Origin of the sequence: Aeromonas sp. Y293-4, from assembly GCF_027705905.1 — a bacterium.
Classification (GTDB): domain Bacteria; phylum Pseudomonadota; class Gammaproteobacteria; order Enterobacterales; family Aeromonadaceae; genus Aeromonas; species Aeromonas veronii.
Window position 1 is genome coordinate 218,230 of the sequence record NZ_JAPDCI010000001.1, and the last position, 23,984, is coordinate 242,213.

Here is a 23,984-nt window from a genome sequence, read left to right on the forward strand (position 1 = left end):
CACTGCTGCCATTCCGTAGCAAAAATCGATAATACAAGCAGAAAAAACAGTATAATATCAAAAATAATCAAAGAGTTGTCATCGATTATCCTGGCTTTGGCCAGTCATTGATCCAGCAGAGAGAGCCCATCATGGCCATCGCCATTATCCCAGCCCGGGGTGGCAGCAAACGCATTCCACGCAAGAATATCCGCCCCTTCTGTGGTCAGCCCATGCTCGCCTATGCCATCCAGGCGGCGCAGAAATCTGGCTGTTTCAGCAAGGTGGTGGTCTCCACCGATGATGAGGAGATCGCCGAAGTTGCTCGTCAACTGGGCGCGGAAGTGCCATTTCTGCGGCCAGCCAACCTCGCCGATGATCACACCGGTACCACCCATGTGGTTATCGACGCCATCCAGCGGCTCGACCAGCTCGGCATCCAGGCAGAGCACTACTGCTGCATCTATGCCACAGTGCCGCTGATCCAAGCGGCCGACCTGCGCGCCGCCCACGATCGCCTGCTCGCCAGCAAGGCCCCCTTCGTCTACATGGTGGCTGAATTCGGCTTTCCTATCCAGCGCGCCGTGCGCATGGATGAGCAGGGCCGGGTCACTCCCTTCTGGCCGGAGCAGATGGCGAAACGCTCTCAGGATCTGGAGCCTGCCTATCAGGATGCCGGCCAGTTCTATTGGGGTACGCGGGCTGCCTGGTTGGGCGGGATCAGCCCCGTCGGTGGAGAGGGGATCGGCCATATTCTGCCAAGACACAGGGTGGTCGATATCGATACGCCGGAAGATTGGCATCTGGCTGAACTGCTTTATCAGGTGCTGGGTCAAGATGGTGTTTAAGGTTGCCTTCCGGCTCGATGCCGGGGCCGAGATCGGGTTGGGCCATCTGATGCGCTGTCTGGCCATTGCCGATCGGCTGAAAACGGCTGGCGCCGAGTGCCACTTTCTCTGCCATCAGCTACCGGCCCACCTGTTGCCACTGCTGCAATCCCACCAGCATTACCCTCTTTGCGCTCTGGACGACGCAGGCCCCTTGCCCATCTTGCGTCCGGAGTGGCTGGTGTGTGATCACTACCAGATTGATCGACAGATCGAGCAGACACTGGCAATGCACTGTGGTCAGTTGCTGGTGATCGACGATCTGGCCGATCGCCCTCATCATGGTCAGTTGCTGCTGGATCAGGGGCCACTGCGCAGCGCCGCCGATTACCAGTCACTCGTCCCTGCCGACTGTCGGCTGCTGCTGGGCACCGACTATGCCCTGCTGCGCCCCGCCTATCGCCAGCTTGCACGCCAAAAGGTCAGCCGGTGGCAACGTGGCCTCATCTGCTTTGGCGGCGCTGATCCGGCCGGAGCCTGTCTCACGACCCTCAACAGCCTGACGCGGCTGCCCTGGGCCCGCACCATCCGCTGGACCTTGGTGGCGGGCGGCGCCAATCCGTTCTGGCCCGAGCTGGAGCAGAGAGTGGCCGAACTGACCGACCTCGACCTAGTGCTGCTGCGCCAGAGCGACCAGATGGCGCAACTGATGCAACAACACGACTTCGCCATTGGCGCTGCGGGCGGCATGACCTGGGAGCGAGCCTGTCTCGGCCTGCCGACCCTGGCGGTGCCCATCGTCGACAATCAGCAGTTCAACGACCAGGTGATCGCCCGCTTCCAGTTGGCCGAGCGGCTGACTCTGAGCGAGCTGGCCGAGCCTGAGCTGCTGCTGCAAGCCCTGCAACGACTTGAATGGCAAGCAGATGACTATCGACGCCGCGGCCAGCAACAGGTGGATGGGCTGGGGCTGGATCGGCTCACCGCCTGGTTGCTGCAACAATCGGATTATCAACTGTTGCCATATGGCCATCAGTGGCAACTACGCCATGACGACCAACTGCTACTCACCCTGACGCTGAACGGCCAGCGGCTGACATGGCAGGCCACCCGGTCACTTCAGCCCACGGAGTGGCAAGAGCTGGCACATCGCTTGCAGACAATTTTCTCCCAATTTCCCCTCTATCTTGCCGAGCCACCGCAGATAGCGCCCCCTGCCCCTTGGCAACCGGCGCCGCAAGGCTGGCAACTTGGCATAGGAATCTGAACACAGATGCAGATCGATCATCGCTCCATCAACCAAGAACAGGCTCCCTATGTGATTGCCGAACTGTCGGCCAACCACAATGGCAATCTGGACCGCGCCCTGGCCATTATGACCGCCGCCAAAGCAGCGGGTGCCAGCGCCGTCAAGCTGCAAACCTACCGCCCGGATACCATCACCCTCAAAAGTGATCGACCGGAATTTCAGATCCACGGCGGTTTGTGGGATGGCCACAGCCTCTATGACCTTTATGAGTGGGCGCACACTCCCTGGGAGTGGCACCAGGCGCTGTTTGCCAAAGGGCGCGAGCTGGGGCTGACGGTCTTTAGCAGCCCGTTCGATTTCAGTGCGGTGGACTTGCTTGAATCACTGGACTGCCCGGCCTACAAAATCGCCTCCTTCGAGCTGGTGGATCTGCCCCTCATTCGCTACACCGCCCAGACCGGCAAGCCGCTTATCATGTCCACCGGCATGGCGGACGAGGCCGAGATCGCCGCCGCGGTCGAGATGGCACTCAAGCACGGCAACGGCCAGCTGGCGCTGCTGCACTGCGTCAGCGGCTATCCGGCGCCGGCGGCCGAATATAACCTGCGTACCATCCCCATGTTGCGCCAGCGCTTCGGGGTCGAGGTGGGGCTCTCCGATCACACCCTGGGGTCGGCCACAGCCATCGCCGCTACCGCGCTCGGGGCCACCCTTATCGAGAAACACTTCACTCTGGCCCGCGCCGACGGCGGGCCGGATTGCGCCTTCTCAATGGAACCGGCCGAACTCACCGAGCTGGTAACCTCGGTCAATACCGCCCATGCCGCCCTCGGAGTGGCCGATTACCATCTCACAGCCAGTGAACAGGGTAACCGCGCTTTTCGCCGCTCCCTCTATCTGGTCAAGGAGATGGCAGCTGGCGAGGTGCTCACCGCAGAGCACATCAAATCGGTGCGCCCCGCCCTCGGCCTGCCCCCGGCCGATTACGATCGGCTCATCGGCAAGCAGGTCAACCGCGACATGGCAGCCAATCAGCCTCTCAACTGGGATTGGATTGCACAAGATGAATGAAGATCTGCTGCGCCATCATCTGGCGATAATCGAACAGCGTTGGCCACAGCTTGCTGCCCACCTCACGGTGACACAGCTGGGCGATCTGCAGGTGGAGTTGTGTGAAGGCCTCAGCAGCACACTGCTGGTCAATGGCATTCAGCTCACCAGCCGGCACGATCGGGTGAAGGAGGCCGAACTGCAAGCGGCAACTCTTCCCGATGTACCCGTGCTGCACCTTTATGGCACCGGACTCGGCGATCTGCAGAAGGTGTTGCTGACACGCCCCCGGTTAGAAACCCTCCATGTCCATATCATGCACCACAATCTCTTCACTCTGGTGCTGGCCTTGCTCGAGCACGACGAGTGGCTGCAAGACCCCCGGGTAGAGCTGAGCCTCGCGGCCGATGAACAGGAGATTGTCCTCCCCTTCTTCGCCCTCCCCAGCGAACTGGAGCTGGCCGAAGATGCGGCCTGCCGCATTCGTGGTCGACTGGTGAGCGAAGTGATGGCGACTTACACCAAGCAACGCTTCGTCCCGGACTTGCCGCGCATTACCGGGCGACTGACCGAGAATCTTCCACTTGTGGGTGAAGATGGCGATGTTGCCACGCTTTTTGGCTCACACTCGGATGCTACTGCACTGGTCATCGCCAGCGGTCCCAGCCTGCAACACCACCTCCCTCGCCTTGCAGGCTTGTTGCAGCAACATCCCGAGTGGAAGGTACTCTGTGTCGATACTGCGCTCGCCCCTCTGCGACAATACGGCATCAGTGTGGATCTGGTCGTAACTATCGACGACGCTCTGACTCCGGATCGACTGGCAAGCCAAGGGCTCACTTCGGTTCCTCTGGTATATGCCCCCATGGTGCCCCATGAGACGCTTGCAAGTTGGCAAGGGCCGCGTTTTACCGCCTACTCCATCAGCCCCGTGTATGAGCAACTTCGTCACACTCATCCCAAAGGGTTACTCCATCAAGGAGGCAGCGTGATCCATCCCACCGTCGATCTCGCCGTCAAGATGGGTTGTAGAGAGATCATTCTGCTCGGCTGTGACTTCGCCTTCCCCGGTGGCCAGACCCATACCGGCTGGGATGATGGTGCTTTGGGTCCTGTTGCCAGCCAGGCCCTCAGCTGGGTACTGGATGGCCATGGTCAGCGCGTCAGCACCAACCCCAATTTCACCACCTATCAGATCGAGCTTGAGCGCTATATGGCAAGCCACCCGGAAGTCAAATTCTGGAACAGCAGCCGCGACGGTGCGGCCCTGCTCGGTTGTGACTATCATCCGGAGCTGATGCCATGACCATCACAGAGCAGTGCATTGCACTGGCACACCATTTTCGCCTTGGCCTTCATGTTGAAAGTGCGCTGCTGCTACCGGCTCTGGTAGAGCAGGCATTGCATGCTCTACCTCCGGAGCACCAAGGCGATGCCGTGACCATAGTGAGTGCCCTGCTGGCTTGCCAGGAGCGCCATGACTGGTTGGGATTGGCAGACTGGCTTGAAGTTGAGTTCGCGACTCTTCTTACAACGCCAGAGAAATAATAATGCTGAGCGGGTGAAACGAAAGGAATTTCATATGCGAGCATGATAAAAAACTTGCTCGCAGTAACACCCCAAACGCATGTCACGTTTGGGGCCACAGTTTCTAAATGATAGCTGATAAGTGATTTAGAACACCACATGTATAACGTGACAATAGATACACGTTATAACACACCACTACTTAAATATATTGAGACCTATAAAATAGGCTGTATCATGTCGTTCCAATGCTCCAGCATAAATATGTTTGGCATCAGTAAAAAACCGCTCCAATATAGTGATTGTAGAGTTTAACTTTTCTGTCAGCACATCATCAGAGTCATTGATATGAGCCATCATCAAACTGATGATATTGGCATAAAAATAATTTATTGATCCTATCAACACACGGTAAAGATGACTATCACGACTCATGAACAAATACAGCAGATAATCATGATGGCGTTGCATCATCGATTGAATTGCGTTGTGTTCACGAGGAACTGCTTTCCAATCATCAAGCAGTTTATTAACTACATCATTAAAAAACGGCACGTTAATGGCAGATTGGAAATCAATACTGGCTACATTAAATGGTTTGAAACAACGTGACAGCAAATCATCAATGAAGGCTCGCTTATTAAAATCTGGCCAAGTGGGGTTGATATGCTCAACCCGACGAGGTTCGGCACCAGCAACATAAGCACCATCACTACTATTGACACAACGTATTTCAGGATTATTTTCCAAAACCTGAGCCATATTGTGAATAGAGAGACCAAATAAATGATTGATACGGACTTCACCACCAAAGTTACCACGAGCTGGAAATGTCTCGTTCAGATCCTGATGGTATTTTGCCTCCTGCTTTTCATTATAATACAGGCTCAAACTAGAATGATGCTTATCAGCAAACTTATACCCATTGTCGATCCCAAACAGATAGATATCCTTAAAGCCAAGCAACGCTGCGTAATTAAGACCGGTATTCCCAACAAATGGATTAGAGTATTCAATTGAATCAAATTCAAACTGCTTACCAAAGTGAGTGGTCAGCAGTTTATACATGGGCTCATTGGGTTTAAATGCCAACCCGGTTTTGCGGAAAAATGTCTTGCACTCAGGATGAATCACATCCACGCTTAAAAAAACACTATCCTTGAGAAACTCCCCTGCATCCAAAATATGCAAAAAATCTGCTGAACTTTTGGTACGCTCAACAGCAACATAAATATCTGGCTTGATTCCAGCTTTATAAAGTGCGCTGACTGCGGTGCCACAGGCAATGATAATCGCCTGACGTTGATGATCTCGAATAAAATCAATGCTCTGATCTAACGATGGCCCGTTTCCAACAACAAATACAGGTATGGTCGCAGATGAAGATGTATCACGTTGGCGCAGAAGAAATGGTGTGCCATCTTGCAGATGAGTATGGCTATGAGCTAGAGCAAATACATTATCATCAAAAAAACCCCAACCCGTACGCAGCAGATAGAACTCATTTTCAACCTGGTTAATAAGCGAATGCAACTTTGGCGAATGATAATGGCAGAATGAGAAATATGCTGCAGACCAGAATGCTCCTTTACGATGAAGCGCTTCCATCATATCGGCTGCTAATAATTTTTCGTCAACTCCTATAAATAAATGCAAGCTTAATGACTCTTGCTCCATATAATCCAGCAAAGAGCACCAATCAAAACAATATAAAGATGCATAAAACATATCAAGATCTGGTTCAAAGGCGAACAAATTCTTGACTTTGCATCGCTCGTATAAATAGCCCAGTTGATAACCCAAACCTATTCCATACATCAAGGATAATGGGATATCCATTGATAGTGCACTCTTGAGTGATAACCCTTCGAGCGTTGATTGTTGTTTAAGCTTGGATATTTCGTTGTTATATTTTATATGTATTTGGTCATCAAAATACCATTGTGGTGCAAAATCAATACATTGCAAAATACTTTGTTCAATTACTTCATCAATTTGTGATTCAGCATCTGCGAATGGATCGTCACCGTATAACGAAACTCGCTCATCAAGCCACAATATATTAGGGATGCCATTTTCATTGCAAAAAAAACGGAATGGCCGTACTGGTTGATATGATTCAAAAAAATCATATATACTTGGCATGAATTTTTTAAAGGCATCCATGTTCATGGCAAAACGAACAGGCAATACCTCCAACATTGCAATTTCCTGTTGCTTTTGCTTCTCAAGGCGAACAAGTTCACTCTCGATATTTGTAATTTCTTGTTTAATATCCATGTATGCCTAACCTGCGTTCAGCTTGTACATATCAGATGCTCGACCTGCTTTTGAAAATTTCCACAAAGCTGCTTCTGTCTGATTCTTTGCATATTCTATCCGCTCATGTAGGGTTTGAAACTGCACCAATGCTTGTTGGTGATCCATGTCAAGAACCACATGTGGAGGGATATTCTGGAAAACAGCATCAAGGAGAATGAGATAATGGTCGATCAACTGTTCAGCCGTTTGCACATCCTCCTGTTCGAACAAGGTCAGTAACTCTTGACCTGCTGCGATTAATTCTGGCAAACGGTTATTGCTCATTCGGTTCCGCCCACTTTTTGTTGAGCCAAGGCCTTATCTCGCTCCTCGACAGGAATAGCATCCCAACCGCTTTTAACTGTCAGCATCAGATTCATAACCTCATCGACAGCTGTGATATCCATATCACGGCTGGCATCCATCATCCTAGCTTTCATGTAGTCATAAAGCGCAGAAAGGTCTTCGGGAACCTTACCATAAGAGAGATCAAGTGAATCTTGCAGCCCGTTGATAATGGCCATTGCTTTAGAGATAGACTGGGATTTTTGCTCAAAATCTCGACGTTCGATAGCACCACGAGCCTGAGCCAAGCGCTCCAGGCAACCTTGCATCAAAAGTTGAATCACGCGGTAAGGATCGGCTACTGCCAATTCGGATTGCAGATTCTGGGTGGTATAGGCCTTTATATTTTTATGATACATATGAAACACCACTCATGACTTCACATTAACTATTGTTTGTATTTAGCATACTTAAATATGAGGCAGATTTATTCATCTTGGCCAACATAGCATCCAGACTTCCGTAACGGGCCCGCAAGGTCTCTTCATACTTGGTCAGCTGAGTGGCAACATCGGACTCCTTACGACCCACTTCGCGCAGATCTGAATTCAAAGAGTCTTCCCGTTTCGCCAACAAACCACCGGTCTTGGAATAGGTTTCCAGCTGGTTGGCCAGCTGACCGGCGATCCCATCCTTACCGCCAAAAACTGCCACTACCTGATCGAAATTCTTGTCGATGGCCTCGTTTAACTTGGTATCGTCGATAGACAATACCCCCTTGTTATCCATCTTTATGCCCATCTGAAAAATCGTTTTATAAGTAGAGGAGTTTTTCGAAGGCTCGGTGATGATGCCATTCATCATATTGACTACGGCACGCGTCGTTGCATCGCCCGCCAGAGCCCCACCATCATTCTTGCTCTTCCCTTCAACGATCGTATTACGCTTGCCGAGCTCATTGCTCTTCTTCACCAGCGCGTTGTAACCGTCGACAAAGCTTTTGACCATGTCCTTGATGCCAGCCTTGTCGGTGGTCACGTCAACCTTGTTAGAGCTGTAGGTCTTGACCGAATTACCGCTGGCATCGGTAGAGGTTGTGCTATCCGACTCCCGCAACACGGTCAGTTTAAGTCCGACAATGGTGCCATCGAAGGTATTGGATGAACTGGTCAGAGTATTTCCATCAACGGTGATCTTGGCATCTTGAGCATCTTGGCGCTTGGTCAGTTTGGATACGAGATTATCGGTCAGGTCGGTAGTACTGCCAGTGATCTGCAGGTCCTTGCCGCTGCCGCTTACCCCGGAATCGATCATCAGCTTGGATTTACCATCGGAGGTATTGACTATATTGACGCTCAAACCGAAATTGTCGGCGTCATTGTTGATGCGTTTACGGATGGACTGTAGTGAATCCCCTGCTTTTACATCGACATCGAAGGTCTTGTCACCAGCCTTGAAGGTCAGCTTCCCATCCTCAGTGATAAGGGGAGTCGTCGATGAGTCGAAAGTACCGTCAAATTTACTGGTCTTCGCCAATTGTTCGACGCTGATATCATATTGCCCGTTGGAAGCCCCCGCCTTGCTCTCCACCTTGAGAACGGGTTTGTCCTTGTCCTGGGTAATATTAATCGAGCGTTTGTTGAACGCATCATCTTTGGACATGGCCTGAAGTGTCGTCACAAAAGAGGCGATGGCCGACTTCAACTGTCCAACCCCGGAGAGAGTGATCTGGGCATTGGTCTTTTTGGTGGTGATGGGCTGCATCAGTTGCGCCTTCTTGGCATTGACGCTCGCGGCAATGACAGACTCCAAGTCCAACTGTGAACCCGCACCAGCAGACGTAATCGTGGCCATTCTCACTCTCCTCGTAAAACTTGCGTATTAAATCTCTTTATCAAGCAATAATCCGACTCTTGAGCCACCACCGATAACATCAACTTCACGCAGATCCTTGAGCCGCTTGCTGATAGCCAGCAACTCTTCACTTGGGATCTGACGGATCATTGACTTGGTATTGGCGTCCATCACCTTGATAACAACTTGCTCGAGATCCTTTTCGACGCTGAAGTTGACGGTCCATCCCTGCAACTTGCTGAACTCCTGCAAGTTTTGTACCTCTTTTTCAATATCCTTATCTGAGACATCGGATTTGCGAACCTTCTCTTTGGCTTGCTCCTCTTGTTGTTTTTCCACATCCTGTGTCATCACCCGCTGCTCTTCCGCCATGCCAGATAGCACTTGAGCGGCCGATTGGCCGCTCTTGCTACTTGACTGAAGAGAAGAAGGAGTGACCGATGAGGGAATTCCAATGTCATTGGCCATATCGTCGCTCCTTTTCTATCTCATCACTACCCGTTAACCCAACAGGGACAGCGCAGATTGCGGTCTTTGGTTAGCTTGCGCCAGGATACTTGAAGCAGCCTGCTGCAGGATGTTCTGCTTGGTCAGGTTGGCGGTTTCTGTCGCAAAGTCAGCATCACGGATACGCGAACGTGCTGCACTCAAGTTCTCGGACACGTTGGACTGGTTGCGAATGGTCGAGTCGAAACGGTTTTGGACCGCACCAAGCTCTGCACGTTTGCTATCAACCGCCTTGATCATGTAGTCGAGGTTGGCCATAGCAGATTGGGCGCCACTGGCTGTTTTGATACTGTTCATGTTGGCAACAGTTACAGCAGTTGTCGCAGCGGTTACCTTGTACGGCTCTTTACTACCAGTAGAACCGGCGGCGATGGTGGCACTGCCTTTTGATGCGCCAGCAATACCGCTAATGGTAAAGGCACTGGTCATCTTGAAGGTAATGGTCTGGGTAGCATCCGCACCGACCTGGAATGAGCCTTTATATTTACCGTCCAGCAATTTCTGACCACCGAACGTGGTATCACTGGAGATGCGATCAATCTCGGTTGTCAGTTGATCGTACTCTTGCTGCAATGCAACGCGGTCATCCGTATTGTTGGAACCGTTGGCTGATTGCTGCGCCAGAGTCCGCATCCGCTGCAACATGGAGGTTATTTCATCCATGGCCCCTTCTGCGGTCTGGGCTACAGAAATACCATCGTTTGCGTTGCGGTTACCCTGGTTCAAGCCGTTAACCTGTGAAGTCAAACGGTTGGAGATCTGCAAGCCAGCAGCATCGTCTTTGGCGGTGTTGATGCGAAGACCGGATGCCAATCTGGTATAGGAGGTATCCAGAGACTTGTTGGTATTCATCAAGTTACGCTGGGCGTTCAATGATGAAATGTTGGTGTTGATATACATGGCCATAAAATATTCTCCCGAAGAACATGCGACTGCAGGTTGCGTCGTCTAAACAAAACGACGTCCCACCGTTTGAAGAGCAGGTTGAACATTCCTGTCTCTTCTGGCGGGTGTCTGTTTGAACGAACAGGTCACCCGCAGTAGTGCAAACGTTGGATTCCGAACACCCCTCGATTGCTTCACTTTATTTAACGGCAGCGCAGATACAAGCTTTAGGAAAATTGTTGCCTAAAGCGGCAAGTTTTCTCCGGCAAGCGGCAACAGAACATCAATTGAGCAGCATCACCATGCAAATCACCGCTGATGATGACCTCGTTTACGGGATAAGATGCGTTGGCACGGTTCATGCTTTGAACTGACAGAGTGACGTCAATTTGGCGACACAATAAAAAGAGGCCGGTAAACCGGCCTAAAGATGAGCATATGCTCAGGAGAATATGACCAAGCGTGACAGAACTGAACAGCTGGACAACACTTGGCATTACTAGTAGAGATTATATCTCTCCCGATAGAACAGAGTGCGACCCGAACACCCCTTTGTTCCATCTCTTGACCAGGGCGGCCTGAACAACCGCCCTGTTTTCTTTTGTTAGCCTTGCAACAGTGACAGTGCAGACTGCGGGCGCTGGTTTGCCTGAGACAGAATGGTCGATGCGGCTTGCTGCAGAATGTTCTGCTTGGTCAAGTTGGCGGTCTCGGTCGCGAAATCTGCATCGCGGATCCGTGAACGCGCGGCACTGACGTTTTCTGAGACGTTCGCCTGGTTGCGAATGGTTGAATCAAACCGGTTCTGCACTGCACCCAATTCAGCTCGCTTGCTGTCTACAACTTTAATCATGTAGTCGAGGTTGGCCATAGCAGACTGGGCCGAACTCGCCAACTTGATGCTATTCATGTTTGCCACAGTCACTGCGCTGGTTGAGGCCGTTACTTTGAAAGGCTCTTTGCTACCAGTTGAACCGGCAGAGATTGTTGCATTGCCCTTGGCTGCCGAAGCCATACCTGCAATGGTAAACGCAGTGGTCATTCTGAAAGTAATGGTTTGAGCAGCATCAGCACCAACCTGGAAAGAGCCGACATAACCACCGTTAAGCAATTGCTTACCACCGAATGTGGTATCTTTTGCAACACGATCAATTTCGGTCATCAGCTGGTCATACTCTTGCTGCAACGCGGTACGGTCATCAGTGTTGTTGGAGCCGTTGGCTGATTGCTGAGCCAGGGTACGCATACGCTGCAGCATGGAGGTCACCTCATCCATTGCACCTTCCGCAGTTTGCGCTACCGAAATACCATCGTTGGCGTTGCGGTTACCCTGATTCAAACCGTTCACCTGAGACGTCAAACGGTTGGCGATTTGCAGACCCGCAGCATCATCTTTAGCGCTGTTGATACGCAAGCCAGATGCCAGTCGAGTGTAGGAAGTATCCAGTGATTTGGTCGTATTCATCAGGTTACGCTGCGCGTTGAGTGATGAAACGTTAGTGTTGATATAAAGGCCCATGACTATTCTCCTAAGCTATTAAATTTACTCTTCTATTTGCTCAGGCTTTATTATTTTCCGTGCCCGATGCGTCTTATTTAACGGCCCGTTTTTGGATGTCTTTAGCATTTTTTTCAACGCTTCATCGCATTAACGCCGCTTACCTTATATATCGGCGGGTCGGGGGGATACTTAAGGAAAAAATCGGGCCAAAACCAGTGACAGACTCAACCTTCTGAAGCTCGCCAACGGCAGGGAGCAAACGAGACACTACCGTTCGTGCTGCGAGAAAAAATCCGTCCCGACTCTCAATTTTGTCGAGCACTGTTGGCGATTGGGCTCACCAGCCCCTAAAATCGCGGCCCCATCAACAATTTGGCGTGAGTTGTTCTCCATGCAGACACTGGTTGAGCAGATTGTTTACATCAGCGACATGTTTGGTACTGCGGTATTCGCGTTTTCAGGGGTATTGGTGGCTGGCCGACTCAGAATGGACGGGTTTGGCGTCATGGTTTTGGCGGCGGTCACTGCCATCGGCGGCGGCACCATCCGTGACATGATCCTGGGAGCCACCCCCGTGTTCTGGGTGCGCGATCCCCTCTATATCTGGGTCGTTATTGCGACGGCGTTGATCGGTATGTGGATGGTCAAACTGCCCCGCAGAATGCCCTGGTATGTGCTGCCGGTGGCGGATGCCTTCGGACTGGCCCTCTTTACCGTGATCGGTGCCCAGAAGGCCCTCAACTTCGGCACCCCGGGGCTGATTGCCGTGATCATGGGTACCATGACCGGGGTAGCCGGTGGCATGATCCGCGATGTACTGGCGCGGGAGGTGCCCATGGTGCTGCAAAAAGAGATCTATGCCACCGCCTGTATCCTCGGCGGCATTCTCTATACCCTGGCGCTGGAGGCGAACATGGACAGGGTAACGGCCATGCTCATCTGCATGACGGCCGTGTTTGGCCTGCGAGTAGCTGCTATCTACTGGCATCTGTCGCTGCCCACCTTCTCGCTGCAACGCAATTGAGAGCAGGCCCACAGCGTCATCATGTCGCTGTGGGCCGCGCGTTGAACCAAATAGGCTTTTCTGTTGTCATAGAAGCAGTCGTTGTTAGCCGGAACTTCTCATGCGCAAAATCGGTATGCTTACCACCCTCCTCCTGGCGAACGTGACGGCAGCCCACGCCGAAGCACAAGTGGTATTTGGACGACTGGCCTCGGCACCGGTGCAGCAGTTCAACCAGCAGATACGCCAGGCAAGCCATCAACAGCAAAACTGGGTTAATGACTACCGTGAGGTAGCTCTGCGATTCGTCGGTCATGGTGACACACCCAGCCGCATCCATGCCCAGCAGCTGGACAATGATCTGGTGCTCTCGGTCGCCCTCGACGGCAGCAAGAGCGACATGATCTACATCCTGACCCTCTATCGCAGCAACAACCTGTGGCAGATGCGGGAGGCGGAAATGGGCTGGCGTTGTCAGGGGCAAGACTCCTTCACTCCGGTTCCCAGTCCCTGATAGTCAGGGCTCACTCTGTGAAATAAAAAAATCCGGCACATTGGCCGGATTTTTTGATTGAAGGTAAAAACACGCTTACGGGCGGTACACCTTGACGTTGGCAAAGCCCTTCTCTTTCAGATAGAGCGCCTGCAGCTTGCTCATCACGCCGCGATCACAGTAGAGCAGGTAGGTCTTCTCTTTGGGCAGATCGCCAAAGGCGGTGGCCAGCTTGAAGAAGGGGATATGCAGTACTTCACGATCTTCCACCACCAGCGGCTTCTCGTCGTGTTCATCGGCAGAGCGGATATCCAGGATCACCTCGTCAGCGCCCAGCACCTGGGTGGTTTCCACCTCTTGCACTTCAGCGGCAGTCTCTTCACCGATACGGCGGATATCGAGGTAACGGGCCTCGGAGACCACCTTGTCCAGAATGGAGAAGTCAAAATTGGCCTCTTCCTCTTCAATGCGGGAGAGCTCGGCCTTCACGGTCGGCTTTTTGGAGATGACGCCACAGTACTCCGGCATGGTCTCGGCAAACTCCAAAGTGCCGATGCGGCGGGCTTCACTGATGATATCCGGCTTGTCCCAAGTAATGAGCGGGCGCAGGATCACCTTGTCGGTCACCCGGTCGATCACGTTCAGGTTGGTGAGAGTCTGGCTGGAGACCTGACCCACACACTCGCCGGTCACCAGCGCCGGGATCTGGAATTCATCGGCCACCTTGGCGGCAGCACGCATCATCATCCGCTTGAGCACCACGCCCATCTGACCGTTGTCGATCTTCTCGAGGATCTCGGCGACCACCGGCTCGAAGTCCACAGCAGTGAAACGTACCCGGTGGGATGAACCGAAGCGGTTCCACAGGTGATAGGCCACCTGCTTGACGCCGATCTCGTGGGCCGCACCGCCCAGATTGAAGAAGCAGTAGTGCACCCGGCAGCCGCGCTTGATGAACTGGAACGAAGCCACACCGGAGTCAAAACCGCCGGAGAGCAGACTCAGCACATCTTCCTGGGTCGCGATGGGCATACCGCTCAGACCCTGATGAATAGCACTGACGATAAAGAGCTCCTCGCCGTCGATCTCGAGGTTGATCTTCACGTCCGGGTTCTTGAGGCGCACACCATTGCTTTCGCAGTGCTGGTTCAGACCGCCCCCCACATAGCGCTCAACCTCGAGGGAGGAGAACTCATGCTTGCCGTGGCGCTTGGCGCGCACGCAGAAGGTTTTGCCCTTGAGCTGGTCGCCCCAAACGGCTTTCACCTGCTCGAAGATGTCGTGCAGATCGGTAAACTTGCTGGCTTGTACCTCGAGGAAGGCCTGAATGCCCGGAATACAGGCCAAAGCTTCGATAGCCTGCTCGCGGAACTGGTCATTGCGGGAGCTCACGATCAGCTTGTCCCAATCCATCCGTACGCGGGCATCGTCGTCGAAGCGGCGCAGGACATTGCGGATATTGCCCTGCAGGATCTTGATAAAGCGCTGGCGAACCGACTTGCTCTTGATGGTGATTTCCGGGAACAGCTTGATAATGAACTTCATGGTAATGACTCGGGTGACCTTGATTTAAGGGCGCGAATTATATCAGAACTTTGTGGCCAGCGCCTACTGGATGAGCGTTTGCTCACATTACCCCACGCAGTGTTTGCCGTGCAGCGCCAATCTTGCGTATATTCCCGACCCTGCGCCTCGCCAGATTTTTGACAACAGACTGATCCGATGAAGACCTATATCTACTACCCCGGCATGGAGGTACGCGACGAGCTCTGGCTCAAATTTGCCCTGCTCTATCTGGAGCGGCTTGCCTTTGTCTTCACCGTCAGCGAAAAGAGCGGTCTCACCGCCCTGCTCGATACCCTTCAACAGCAGACCGATCTGCTGGCCGAGCGGCCCGATGCCGCCTTCTTTGCCGCCATTACCCCGCAACTGGAGAGCCAGATAAGCGGCCTGGTGGCCCCCGATTTCGTCCGCCACAAGGTGTTTGGCAACAAGGAGCTGATTGGTCGCTGGCGTCAGGAGGCCAACCACGACTGCTTCTGCCCGGATCAGGTGGGGCTGGAGCGGCTGCACGGCTTTTGCCTTACTCACGGCTTTGCGACCCGGGATGAGGGGGGGATCAGAATGGCGCGACGCTTTGCCAACCTGATCTCCATGCGCCTTGCCCGTGAGTGGGCACTCGCCAATGACGGGGCGCTTATTACCGATCACGACTATCTCGACCGCCTGCTCCATCTGCTCGAATCCCGCTACCACAATCGCGGCGGTCAGGATTGCTTCCTCCTCGAGATCCCGTTGCAAGTGCCCACTCACCTGGCCGACATTCCGTTTGCAGAGCTGATTGCCCTGCGCGGGCGCAGCGGCTTTCGCCAGCAGTTGGCCGAATTTCATCTGGCCCTCGACAACCTGCTCACCATGCTGGGTAGCGGCTATGCCGACCCGGCGACCCTGACCCGCTTTGAGCAGGCTCAACAAGGGCTCAATCAACTGCTCGGGCCCGAGACCCTCAGCATGCCACTCACCACCCTGGTCAGCACCAGCCTGCCCGCCGTAGCCATGCTCCACCAGTTAAAGGCGAGCCACCCCGAAAGCACCCTCATCTTCCATCCCATCAAGAAGAGCCACTTTCACCAACGCAAGAGCCAGCACTTCTTCACCCGGCTCGGTCATCTGCGCCAACAGGGCTGAATTGGCGGAATGAAAAAGGGGTTGGCATCTGCCAACCCCTCTCGTTTTCTGCGGCCTACCAATCATCACCCCGGTGATTGGCCCGCTCTTGCGCCTGCCTTCGCGCTTCCATCGCCCTGTCACGGCGGATATTGGCAGGGGTACAGGCAAACTGTTTCTGATAGCAACGCGCAAAACTCTCGGAAGCAGGTTCGAAAGGTGAATAGAACCCGGTACGTTCAGGAGAAACATGGTGATCACCATGATTGGTTGTGGCACAACCCGAACTCATCAGCACCAGCAAGGGACACAGAACACGCAGCACAAGAGAACTCCCGATTGGATTTGAATGAATTCGTAATTATTCACAAATTAATTCATCCAATCAAATATTGATGCATTTCAAAAAGTTAATTACATTCACCTCAATGGCTGTCGGCAAAACGCTCAACGGGTGATGGTGCCGGCATCACCGTCAGGATGCACCACGCGAAACTCGATACGATCGCTGTTTCCTGCTTCATCGACCACCACCAACTGGTAGCGCCCCGCCACGCTCAGCACCTGATCCCCGTCCCAGCGCAGCCGCTGGCCGTTGAGAAACCAGGCTGGCTTGCCAACACCGCCGAGCACCTTGGGCTGCAACCGGTAACGCTGACTGCGGATAAGGTTGCCCTCCCCCAGCGCCATGATGCGAATTGGAGCTTGCTGCTCGGCGCTCTGCCCTTCCCCAGCACAACCACTTGCCAACAGCGCCTGTCGTCGCTCGCCGGGCGTTCGCCACGGCTCCAGTGACAATGGCCAGAGCGCCCGAAAACCGGATTGCGCCGCATCCTGGCAGCGGGCCAGGGTCGGCTTGCCCTCGGCGGTCAGCGCCACTTGGCGCAGCGGCGAGGGCCAGTCCATGGGATCCGGCAATGTGGGGGGATCGCGCCCTTCCAGCAACCAGGCGCTCTGACGCTGCAAACAAACCTCAGGCAAGGTCGCGCTCGCCTTGCGCCCCAGCGGCCAGCAGACCTCAGCCTCGCTCACCGTGTTGGGCTGGGCCGACAGAGGGCTGTTGTCAGCCAGCCGCGAGTAGACCGAAAGCAGCAACGGCACCGCCGCGCTCTGACCGTAGAAACCGGGCATGGGGGTACCGTCGGGGCGCCCAAGCCAGACGCCTATGGTCCAGCGACCGGAGACCCCCATCGCCCAGCTGTCGCGATAGCCATAGCTGGTGCCGGTCTTCCAGGCCAGTCGGTTGACCCGGCCGGTCGCCTCGCTGGCAAAGGGCTGATCCGCGCGCCCCTGCGCGCTCAATATTTGCCAGATGATCCAGGCTGCCCCCGGGCTCAGCAAGGGGCGCGACACCACCTGCTGCCCCGCCAACCAGACCGGCATCGCCACCTGCCCCTGCCGGGTCAGCGCGCTGTAGAGCGCCACCAGCTGCTCGAGTCGAATGCCCGCCGCCCCCAGCGCGATGGCTGGGTTGGGCTTGTCGGAGAGCGCCAGCCGCACTCCGGCGTTGTCGAGGCGACTGACCAGTTTGTCCGGCCCAAGCGCCTCCAGCACTTGCACCGCCGGCACGTTGAGGGATTGCTGCAGCGCCTGCGCAAGGGTCACCGGCCCCTGAAAGGCGCCGGAGAAATTGGCGGGGCGATAATCAGACCCCAGTCTCGGCGCATCGGAGAGCAGGGAGGCCGAATGCACCAACCCTTCATCCATGGCCAGACCGTAGATAAAGGGCTTGAGGGTGGAGCCGGGAGAGCGGATCGCCTGCACCATGTCGAGGTAACCGTGGCGGCGCAAATTGCCATACTCGGCGCTGCCCACGTAGGCGCGCACCGCCATGGTTTTGTTATCTACCAAGAGCAACGCCGCTGAGGTCTGCTCGGGGAAGCGGCGAATGTAGCTCGCCACCCGCCCCTCCAACCAACGCTGCAGATCACCGTCGATGGTGGTGTGCACTAGCGCCCCGGCCTGATTGTCAGCGGCAAGGCGGGCAAAGAGCGGCGCCTCCATCGGCGTGAAGTGACCTCGGGCCAGCACCGGCTCGATACGTCCCTCCAACCACACCTGTTCGGGCCAGACACCCTGAGCCACCAGCCGCTGCATTACCTTGTCACGGGCGGCGCGGGCCCGCTCGGGATGCCGGTCCGGCCGGTTGCGGCTAGGGGCCTGCGGCAGCACCGCCAGCAGCGCCGCTTCGGCATGGGTCAGCTTGGCGGCGCTCTTACCGAGATAGGCAAAACTTGCCGCCTGCACCCCCTCCAGATTACCGCCAAACGGCGCCCGGTTGAGGTAGACGGTGAGCAGGGTGCGCTTGTCGTAGTGCCACTCCAGCTGCAGCGCACGCACCATCTGGCGCAGCTTGCCGGGCACGCTCCTGTGGTAGGGCTCGATAAGACGCGCCACCTGCATGGTGAGAGTCGAGCCGCCTGACACGGCGCGCCCGTAGCGCAGCCACTGCCAGACCCCGCGCACCATGGCCACCGGATTGACCCCGGGATGACGCCAGAAGTAGCGATCCTCGTAGCCGAGCAGCGCCTCGATATAGCGGGGGGAGACCTGCGCCAGGGTCACGGGGTAACGCCACACGCCGCTGGTATCGGCAAAGGCGCGCAGCGGTCGCCCCTTCATGTCGAGCACCACCCGTGCGTAGGCAGGGTCGAGTGGCGGCGGCGGGAAGAGTCGATCCAGCGCCAGCAATGACAGGAGCAGTGCTACAACGCCCAGCACCGAGCAACGCAGCCAGCGTGGCAGACGGCCCAGCCAACGCCGACAGGCGCGGCCACTGCGGCGAAGCCTCAGCCAACCGCGCTGCCATAAAGTGAGCTGGTGGCCCCGCTCGAGGGAGGGGGCGTTGCTCAGCGGTCGTCTGCGACCCATCAAGCGCCAGCTACTCAGAGATAACGACCTCGTGAATATCCTCCCCCACGGCCCGCAGCTCGGGTCGGTACATATCCTCCACCTGAGTCGGTGGCACCTGATAGCGACCCGGCGTCACCGCCCGCATCAGGTAGACCAGCTGCTGGTTGCTCCCCTCACTCAGATCCAGCGCCGCCGTATAGCGGTCGTCGCGAAACTCCTGATGCTTGAGATAGTCGTTCCACTCACTCTGCCACGCCGGTTTCCCCTCGATGGAGAGCTCTTCGAGCTTGATGCTGTTGCCAAGGGCCGGGTTCTCCAGCTCGAAGCCAGCGGGCACCATCTCTACCAGCAGGGCATCGGGCACCGCCGACTCACTGCTGACGTTGAGCCGCACCACCACCAGATCGCCTACCTTCACCTTGGCCAGATCGAACGGCTGACCGTCGCTATTGAACCAGCTGCGGGTCACGCTTATCCCCTGACTCAACCGGGTAGGAGCCTGCTCGGGATAGCCGATGAGAGTACGCTGCACATAGAGGGATCCCTTGCCCTCATTGGTAACCACACTGGCCGCCAGTGCCTCGGGGGCCCCCAGTTGCAACGGGGCCGAACCGCTCAAGGCTTCGATGCCAGAGGATGAGGCGACCTTGGCCTGCCAGTCGACGGCCGGATCGAAGCGGGCGATTCGCAACAAGGCGAGCCGCTCTTGGGTGCTGAGCCACTGACGGTGAGCCAGGGTATCGGCCACCTTGGCGCTGAGATCAGGCCAGCGCTCCGCAGCCAGCTTGTGCTGGCGCAGCAAGGAGAGCTCAAGGGCCTGATCGCGCAGCGGTGAGCCGTAATCCCCCAGATAGTCATCCCCGCGTTCGGTCGCCAATGCCCGGCTGAGGGCCTTGGCGGCGTTCTGCTCATCCCCCATGGCCGAGAGCGCCAGCGAGAGGTGGAGCAGCGGCAAACCGGAGCGAGCGTGATCGGCCTGCTGCTCCCAGATAAGTCGCAGGGTAGCGAGCGGCGCCTTGCCCACCCGGGCCAGCACATAGGCGCTGTAAGCCTGATAGGCCAACCGGCTGTGCTCGGGGGCACTGCTCCAGCGCTCACCATACTGACTGTCGGTGAGATAGCTTTGCAGCCGGTTCAAAGCCTGATTGAGCATGGCCTCCGGCACTGCATCGCCTGCCTCCTTGCGCGCCAGCAGATAGTCAGCGGCATAGGCGGTGAGCCACTGCTCCTCGTCGGAGCGACCATCCCACAGGCCAAAGCCACCGCTTGGCAGTTGCAACCGCTGCAGCCGCTGTAGCAGGGCGCGTTGCACATCCGCCTCGCTCGCTGCTTTCTTGCCCTCTGCGGGTTTGCTCCAAGCGATGCGCTCATCTGCCGTGGTCAGCAGATAGGGCCAGGCACGGGACAAGGTCTGCTCCAGACAGGCGTAGGGGTAATCGGCCAGCGCCTGCCACTGGGCTGCCGGATCCCAGGGGGGAGTGCCGGAGAGGCTGAGCAGCCCCTGCAGGTTGGCGCGATCCAGACCGGCCAGCTCAGCTGGCGCAAAGCTCATCTGTTGGCCGGGGGCCAGCATCTGGTAACGCTGGCGAGTCTCGGCTGGCCAAGGGGAGCGCAGCGGCAGAGACCAGTCGCGGCTGATGGCAAAATCCTTGCCGCTAGCCGCCAACTGCAGGCTTGCCACACCCCTCGCCCCGGTCACGGTGAGCGGCAGGGTCAACCACTGCTCTTCGCCATTTTTAAGGGACAGAGTGCCGGGCAGCTCGCCATTTGCCTTGAGCCCGCCATTGAGGGTCCAGGCAAGGGATAGGGTCTGATCCTCGCCGCTCATGTTGCGCAGCTGCACCAGCGCCCGGGTCTCATCCCCTCTGGCGCCAAAGCGCGGCCAGCCAATCTCGGCCACCAAGGGCGCCACCACCTTGACGGCGCGCTCGGCCTCCCCGACTTGCTGTTCGTTCCAGGCCAGCGCCATCAGAGCCAGTTCGCCGTTGAAGTTGGGCAAATCGAGCGGGATCACCGCCTTGCCCTGCTGGTCAAAACTCACCTCGCCACTCCAGAGCGCGGCGATCTCGACCCGGCTCTCCAGCGCACCACCCTTTTTCAGCGGCGCACGGTCGCCCCCATAGTTGAGGCGGGCCAGCTTGCCATCCTGCGGCGGGATCACTTGCCCGTAGTTGTCGAACAAATCTAGGGAGAAGCGCTTGCGGCCAAAGAAGATCTCGAACGGGTCGAGAGGCTGGTAATCGCTGATGTTTAGCACGCCCCGATCCACCGCCGCCAGCACCACCCGCCCTTGGCTATTGGGGATGGAGGTGGCGGTCACTTCCAGCCGGGTAAGCGGCACGGCTTTGTCCGGCGCGCTCAGGGTGAGCGGCAGACGGCGCGCTTCCCGATCCAGGGTGAGCGGCACCAGCCCGACCGAGCGCAGGCTCTGCCCCTGCTGCTTGCCAGCCGGTTTGGAGGCGCTGTCTGGCGCGGCGATCTGGGCCGAAATGTGCAGATCATGGCGCTGCCACTCGGGGCTGACCGGGATCTCGAACTCGCCGCGGGCATCCTTGGCATCGCCACTGGCCCCCTTGAGCTCGATACGCTGCCACCAGCGCAGGCCGTCGCCATCTTCCACCAGCAGCAACCCCTTGCCGGGGCGCGGGGCCACCAGGGTCACCTTGGCCTTGTCACCCGCCTGATAGGCGCGCTTGTCGAGGGTGATGGCAATCTTGTCGGGCCGCGCCTGCTCGCCACCGCCGCCCCAGGCGTAACTGCCGATCTCCACCCGCAGGCTCGATTGATGGCCCTGACTGTTCTCCACCTCCAATCGATACCAGCCCGCCGCCAGTTGCAGCGTGAGCGGGGTCGGCCCCTTGCCATCCAGCTGCAGGGTCTGCTCCTGCTCCAGATAGGGCTGGCTGTTGAACTCGTACTTCCACCCCTCGCCATCGGCGTAGTGCCAGTAGTAGTCGCGGTACTCGTTGATAAGGCGCACCTTCACCGCCCCCGCCACCGGCTGGCCTCGCTCATCGAGGTTGAGTATCTGGAAGGGGAGCGGCTTGCCCCCCTCTACCCGCTCCGCCACAAAATCGGCCTTGAGCGCCGGCCACTGGCTGCCCGCGGGCCAGCCATACTGGGTGCGGCTGCGATTGACGGCGCGGCCACCAGGCTCGGCGAGCGACACCCGATAGGCCACCTCCAGCGGCCCGAGGGCGCGCACCCCATCGAGCTCATCAGCAAGCGAAAAAGTCCCCTGCCCCTGCGCATCGAGGGTGAGACTCCGCGCCTCGAGATCCTTGGCCTGCTCGGCGAGCAGTACGTCACCCAGCGTGAACTCCTGCCATTGGGTGAAAGGCATGGTAGCGCGGCTGATTTTTACCTCCGCCTTAGCCTTGGTTGCGCTCGCAGGGGCGCCATAGAGATAGTCCCCTTGCAGCGGCAGGATGAGAGCGGCGTCCAAATCCGTCACTTCACCATCCGGCCCCTTGCCAAGCTGCAGTTTCAACCGCTCCGGCAGAAACTCCTCCACCAAAAAGGGCCACTCGAAACGACTGCCAGCGGCGGTCTTGAGGTTAATGGTCCAGCGCCCGAGCGGCGCATCGTCCGGCAGACGCAAGCCGTAATGGGCCGCGCCCAAATTGTCCGGCAGCAGCCGCTTCTGTTCGAGCAGCTGACCATCCGGCTGTTTCACCTCCAGTTCCACCGCCATACCGGGCAGCAGCTGGCCATCCTGCCCCTTGAGCAAGATCTCGCTGTCGAGCCGCTCGCCGGGGCGATAAAGGTCGCGCCCGCTAAAGAGATACAACTGCTGGGCCTGCCAGGGCTGGGTGCCGAGATCGAAGGTGGAGAGATCGAGCGCAGCCCCGTCGAGGCGCAGCACCGCCAGATGGTTGCCCTGTTCGGCCAGTAGCAGGCGAGCCCCCTGCACCTGGTCAAAGCGCCGATGACCACGGTTGTCAGTCTGTTGCACCTGGAGCCGGTTGCCCTTCTCGTCGAGCAGGGAGAGCTGCACATCCTTGAGGGGGTCGGCACTGGCCAGGGAGCTCACGAACACCTCCAGCTGATCGCGGTAACGACGGGCACTGAGCCCCATATCGCTCACCGCGAAATAGGTGGTCTCCTTGCGCCAGTCGTAGTTGCCAAGGGGCGACATCACCGCAAAGTAGACGCCAGCCTCCGCCAGCTGCGGCTCCTTCACATTGATGAGGCGGGTCTCGCGCCGGTTGGCATCAAGCTCCAGCGCATAGCGGCCACTGAATACCCGCTTGGCCCGCTGGGTGATCTGCTCAAGCTCCCAGTTACCCATGCCGGCACCGGGGCGATACTCCGCCAGAAAACGGGGCAGATATTCCGCATCGACCCGAAAGAAATCGATATTGACCTCGTCCACGTTGACCGCGCTGATGGGCAAGCGAAGTTCCTGACGCAGCGGCAATACCATGCCACTGGCGGTAAAGGAGGCTCCCGCCTCCAGCGGGCGGGTCTTGAGGGTCCAGCTCTGGGGGGATGGGCCCAGCCCCGTCTTGAGGCTCACTTCATAGCTCTTGTCGGGCTGAACGTTCGGGAAATAGAGGGTGCGACCATCGTCGGCGAGGATCCACTCCCCCTGCACCTGCTTGCCCCCCTCACTGACCGCAAGCCAGCTCTGCCAATTGGCCTTGGGCGACAGGGGGCCGGAGAAGACCAGCGCCAGCGCCGGGGCATCGCGATATTGGCGGGCATTGGCCTGCACTACAGAAGTTGGCGCCCCGGCCTCCTGCTGGGCAGTGGATTCTGTGGTCGGTACTTGGCTGGTGGGTTTGTCAGGGCCGCAGCCAGACAGCAAACCGACTACCCCGCAAAGCAGCAGGGTTGACCAGCGGCGGCGCAAAGCGTCGGTTCCAGCGGTAGAGCGGTGAGAAGCAGAGGGAGAGTCGAAGAGGCGCATAGGTTCCATCCCGAGTTGGAGCGCTGCAAACGCAGCGTGGCTGGAAACAGGATAAGGCATCCTGCTCACCCGACACAAAGCTCATTACCCG

General features: G+C 56.8%; 18 protein-coding genes. 8 read left to right on the forward strand and 10 right to left on the reverse strand.

Annotation, left to right across the window (positions count from 1 at the left end; all coding sequences use genetic code 11):
* Positions 1-131 precede the first annotated feature (131 nt).
* Genes pseF through OKC31_RS00965 form a run of 5 tightly spaced genes read left to right on the forward strand, consistent with a single transcriptional unit; the run spans position 132 to position 4,653 of the window.
* The gene (gene pseF, locus OKC31_RS00945) at positions 132-827 is read left to right on the forward strand and encodes a pseudaminic acid cytidylyltransferase (protein WP_120414613.1); all 696 of its coding nucleotides are present in this window, start codon (positions 132-134) and stop codon (positions 825-827) included.
* Entirely contained in the window at positions 817-2,073 is a 1,257-nt protein-coding gene (pseG, locus tag OKC31_RS00950) for a UDP-2,4-diacetamido-2,4,6-trideoxy-beta-L-altropyranose hydrolase (RefSeq protein WP_120413981.1), read from the forward strand. The genes pseF and pseG overlap by 11 nt, the downstream gene beginning before the upstream one ends.
* A 6-nt stretch (positions 2,074-2,079) precedes the next feature.
* Entirely contained in the window at positions 2,080-3,126 is a 1,047-nt protein-coding gene (pseI, locus tag OKC31_RS00955) for a pseudaminic acid synthase (RefSeq protein ID WP_120413980.1), read from the forward strand.
* Entirely contained in the window at positions 3,119-4,411 is a 1,293-nt protein-coding gene (locus OKC31_RS00960; protein ID WP_120413979.1) for a motility associated factor glycosyltransferase family protein, read from the forward strand. Before pseI ends, OKC31_RS00960 begins: the two co-directional genes overlap by 8 nt.
* Positions 4,408-4,653 (forward strand): hypothetical protein, encoded by a 246-nt coding sequence (locus OKC31_RS00965; RefSeq protein WP_120413978.1) that lies wholly within the window; start codon positions 4,408-4,410, stop codon positions 4,651-4,653. The genes OKC31_RS00960 and OKC31_RS00965 overlap by 4 nt, the downstream gene beginning before the upstream one ends.
* A 177-nt stretch (positions 4,654-4,830) precedes the next feature.
* Here the strand turns inward: OKC31_RS00965 and OKC31_RS00970 are convergent, their stop codons facing one another.
* From OKC31_RS00970 to flaA, 7 genes are all read right to left on the reverse strand, one after another.
* Positions 4,831-6,912 carry a motility associated factor glycosyltransferase family protein gene (locus OKC31_RS00970; protein WP_270655979.1) on the reverse strand — a complete coding sequence of 694 codons (2,082 nt, stop codon included), beginning with the start codon at positions 6,910-6,912 and terminating at the stop codon, positions 4,831-4,833.
* Between the two features lie 6 nt (positions 6,913-6,918).
* Entirely contained in the window at positions 6,919-7,218 is a 300-nt protein-coding gene (locus OKC31_RS00975) for a hypothetical protein (protein WP_270655981.1), read from the reverse strand.
* Positions 7,215-7,637, reverse strand: a complete 423-nt coding sequence (gene fliS, locus OKC31_RS00980) for a flagellar export chaperone FliS (RefSeq protein WP_019446039.1) — start codon at positions 7,635-7,637, stop codon at positions 7,215-7,217. The genes OKC31_RS00975 and fliS overlap by 4 nt, the downstream gene beginning before the upstream one ends.
* A gap of 25 nt (positions 7,638-7,662) precedes the next feature.
* Positions 7,663-9,072: a flagellar filament capping protein FliD gene (gene fliD / locus OKC31_RS00985; RefSeq protein WP_120413976.1), complete on the reverse strand. Its 1,410-nt coding sequence runs from the start codon at positions 9,070-9,072 to the stop codon at positions 7,663-7,665.
* 27 nt (positions 9,073-9,099) lie between these two features.
* Positions 9,100-9,540: a flagellar protein FlaG gene (locus OKC31_RS00990; protein WP_120413975.1), complete on the reverse strand. Its 441-nt coding sequence runs from the start codon at positions 9,538-9,540 to the stop codon at positions 9,100-9,102.
* Between the two features lie 33 nt (positions 9,541-9,573).
* A complete protein-coding gene (gene flaB / locus OKC31_RS00995) occupies positions 9,574-10,485 on the reverse strand; it encodes a flagellin B (RefSeq protein WP_019446042.1) in 912 nt (303 codons plus the stop codon).
* 583 nt (positions 10,486-11,068) lie between these two features.
* Positions 11,069-11,983, reverse strand: coding sequence for a flagellin A (gene flaA, locus OKC31_RS01000; protein ID WP_019446043.1), 915 nt, complete (start codon positions 11,981-11,983; stop codon positions 11,069-11,071).
* Between the two features lie 373 nt (positions 11,984-12,356).
* On the opposite strand from flaA, the gene OKC31_RS01005 reads away from it, so the two are divergent.
* Together OKC31_RS01005 and OKC31_RS01010 are read left to right on the forward strand one after the other, a co-directional pair.
* Positions 12,357-12,989 (forward strand): trimeric intracellular cation channel family protein, encoded by a 633-nt coding sequence (locus OKC31_RS01005; protein ID WP_005333975.1) that lies wholly within the window; start codon positions 12,357-12,359, stop codon positions 12,987-12,989.
* A 100-nt stretch (positions 12,990-13,089) separates the two neighbouring features.
* Positions 13,090-13,482, forward strand: a complete 393-nt coding sequence (locus tag OKC31_RS01010; protein ID WP_270655984.1) for a hypothetical protein — start codon at positions 13,090-13,092, stop codon at positions 13,480-13,482.
* Between the two features lie 75 nt (positions 13,483-13,557).
* On the opposite strand, the gene thiI is transcribed toward OKC31_RS01010, so the two are convergent.
* Positions 13,558-15,006 (reverse strand): tRNA uracil 4-sulfurtransferase ThiI, encoded by a 1,449-nt coding sequence (gene thiI, locus OKC31_RS01015; RefSeq protein WP_120413974.1) that lies wholly within the window; start codon positions 15,004-15,006, stop codon positions 13,558-13,560.
* A gap of 177 nt (positions 15,007-15,183) precedes the next feature.
* Here thiI and OKC31_RS01020 point away from each other — a divergent pair, with 177 nt between their 5' ends.
* Positions 15,184-16,149, forward strand: coding sequence for a hypothetical protein (locus OKC31_RS01020; protein ID WP_120413973.1), 966 nt, complete (start codon positions 15,184-15,186; stop codon positions 16,147-16,149).
* A 426-nt stretch (positions 16,150-16,575) separates the two neighbouring features.
* Here OKC31_RS01020 and pbpC read toward each other — a convergent pair whose 3' ends face one another.
* Both pbpC and OKC31_RS01030 read right to left on the reverse strand, forming a co-directional pair.
* A complete protein-coding gene (gene pbpC / locus OKC31_RS01025; RefSeq protein WP_120413972.1) occupies positions 16,576-18,999 on the reverse strand; it encodes a penicillin-binding protein 1C in 2,424 nt (807 codons plus the stop codon).
* 10 nt (positions 19,000-19,009) lie between these two features.
* On the reverse strand, positions 19,010-23,893 hold the full coding sequence (locus tag OKC31_RS01030) for an alpha-2-macroglobulin family protein (RefSeq protein ID WP_270655986.1): 4,884 nt from the start codon (positions 23,891-23,893) through the stop codon (positions 19,010-19,012).
* Positions 23,894-23,984: the final 91 nt, after the last annotated feature.

Bases quoted from the DNA above. Each gene is read 5' to 3' on its own strand.
- pseF (WP_120414613.1), top strand. From the start codon at position 132: ATGGCCATCGCCATTATCCCAGCCCGGGGTGGCAGCAAACGCATTCCA.
- pseG (WP_120413981.1), top strand. From the start codon at position 817: ATGGTGTTTAAGGTTGCCTTCCGGCTCGATGCCGGGGCCGAGATCGGG.
- pseI (WP_120413980.1), top strand. From the start codon at position 2,080: ATGCAGATCGATCATCGCTCCATCAACCAAGAACAGGCTCCCTATGTG.
- OKC31_RS00960 (WP_120413979.1), top strand. From the start codon at position 3,119: ATGAATGAAGATCTGCTGCGCCATCATCTGGCGATAATCGAACAGCGT.
- OKC31_RS00965 (WP_120413978.1), top strand. From the start codon at position 4,408: ATGACCATCACAGAGCAGTGCATTGCACTGGCACACCATTTTCGCCTT.
- OKC31_RS00970 (WP_270655979.1), bottom strand. From the start codon at position 6,912: ATGGATATTAAACAAGAAATTACAAATATCGAGAGTGAACTTGTTCGC.
- OKC31_RS00975 (WP_270655981.1), bottom strand. From the start codon at position 7,218: ATGAGCAATAACCGTTTGCCAGAATTAATCGCAGCAGGTCAAGAGTTA.
- fliS (WP_019446039.1), bottom strand. From the start codon at position 7,637: ATGTATCATAAAAATATAAAGGCCTATACCACCCAGAATCTGCAATCC.
- fliD (WP_120413976.1), bottom strand. From the start codon at position 9,072: ATGGCCACGATTACGTCTGCTGGTGCGGGTTCACAGTTGGACTTGGAG.
- OKC31_RS00990 (WP_120413975.1), bottom strand. From the start codon at position 9,540: ATGGCCAATGACATTGGAATTCCCTCATCGGTCACTCCTTCTTCTCTT.
- flaB (WP_019446042.1), bottom strand. From the start codon at position 10,485: ATGGCCATGTATATCAACACCAACATTTCATCATTGAACGCCCAGCGT.
- flaA (WP_019446043.1), bottom strand. From the start codon at position 11,983: ATGGGCCTTTATATCAACACTAACGTTTCATCACTCAACGCGCAGCGT.
- OKC31_RS01005 (WP_005333975.1), top strand. From the start codon at position 12,357: ATGCAGACACTGGTTGAGCAGATTGTTTACATCAGCGACATGTTTGGT.
- OKC31_RS01010 (WP_270655984.1), top strand. From the start codon at position 13,090: ATGCGCAAAATCGGTATGCTTACCACCCTCCTCCTGGCGAACGTGACG.
- thiI (WP_120413974.1), bottom strand. From the start codon at position 15,006: ATGAAGTTCATTATCAAGCTGTTCCCGGAAATCACCATCAAGAGCAAG.
- OKC31_RS01020 (WP_120413973.1), top strand. From the start codon at position 15,184: ATGAAGACCTATATCTACTACCCCGGCATGGAGGTACGCGACGAGCTC.
- pbpC (WP_120413972.1), bottom strand. From the start codon at position 18,999: ATGGGTCGCAGACGACCGCTGAGCAACGCCCCCTCCCTCGAGCGGGGC.
- OKC31_RS01030 (WP_270655986.1), bottom strand. From the start codon at position 23,893: ATGCGCCTCTTCGACTCTCCCTCTGCTTCTCACCGCTCTACCGCTGGA.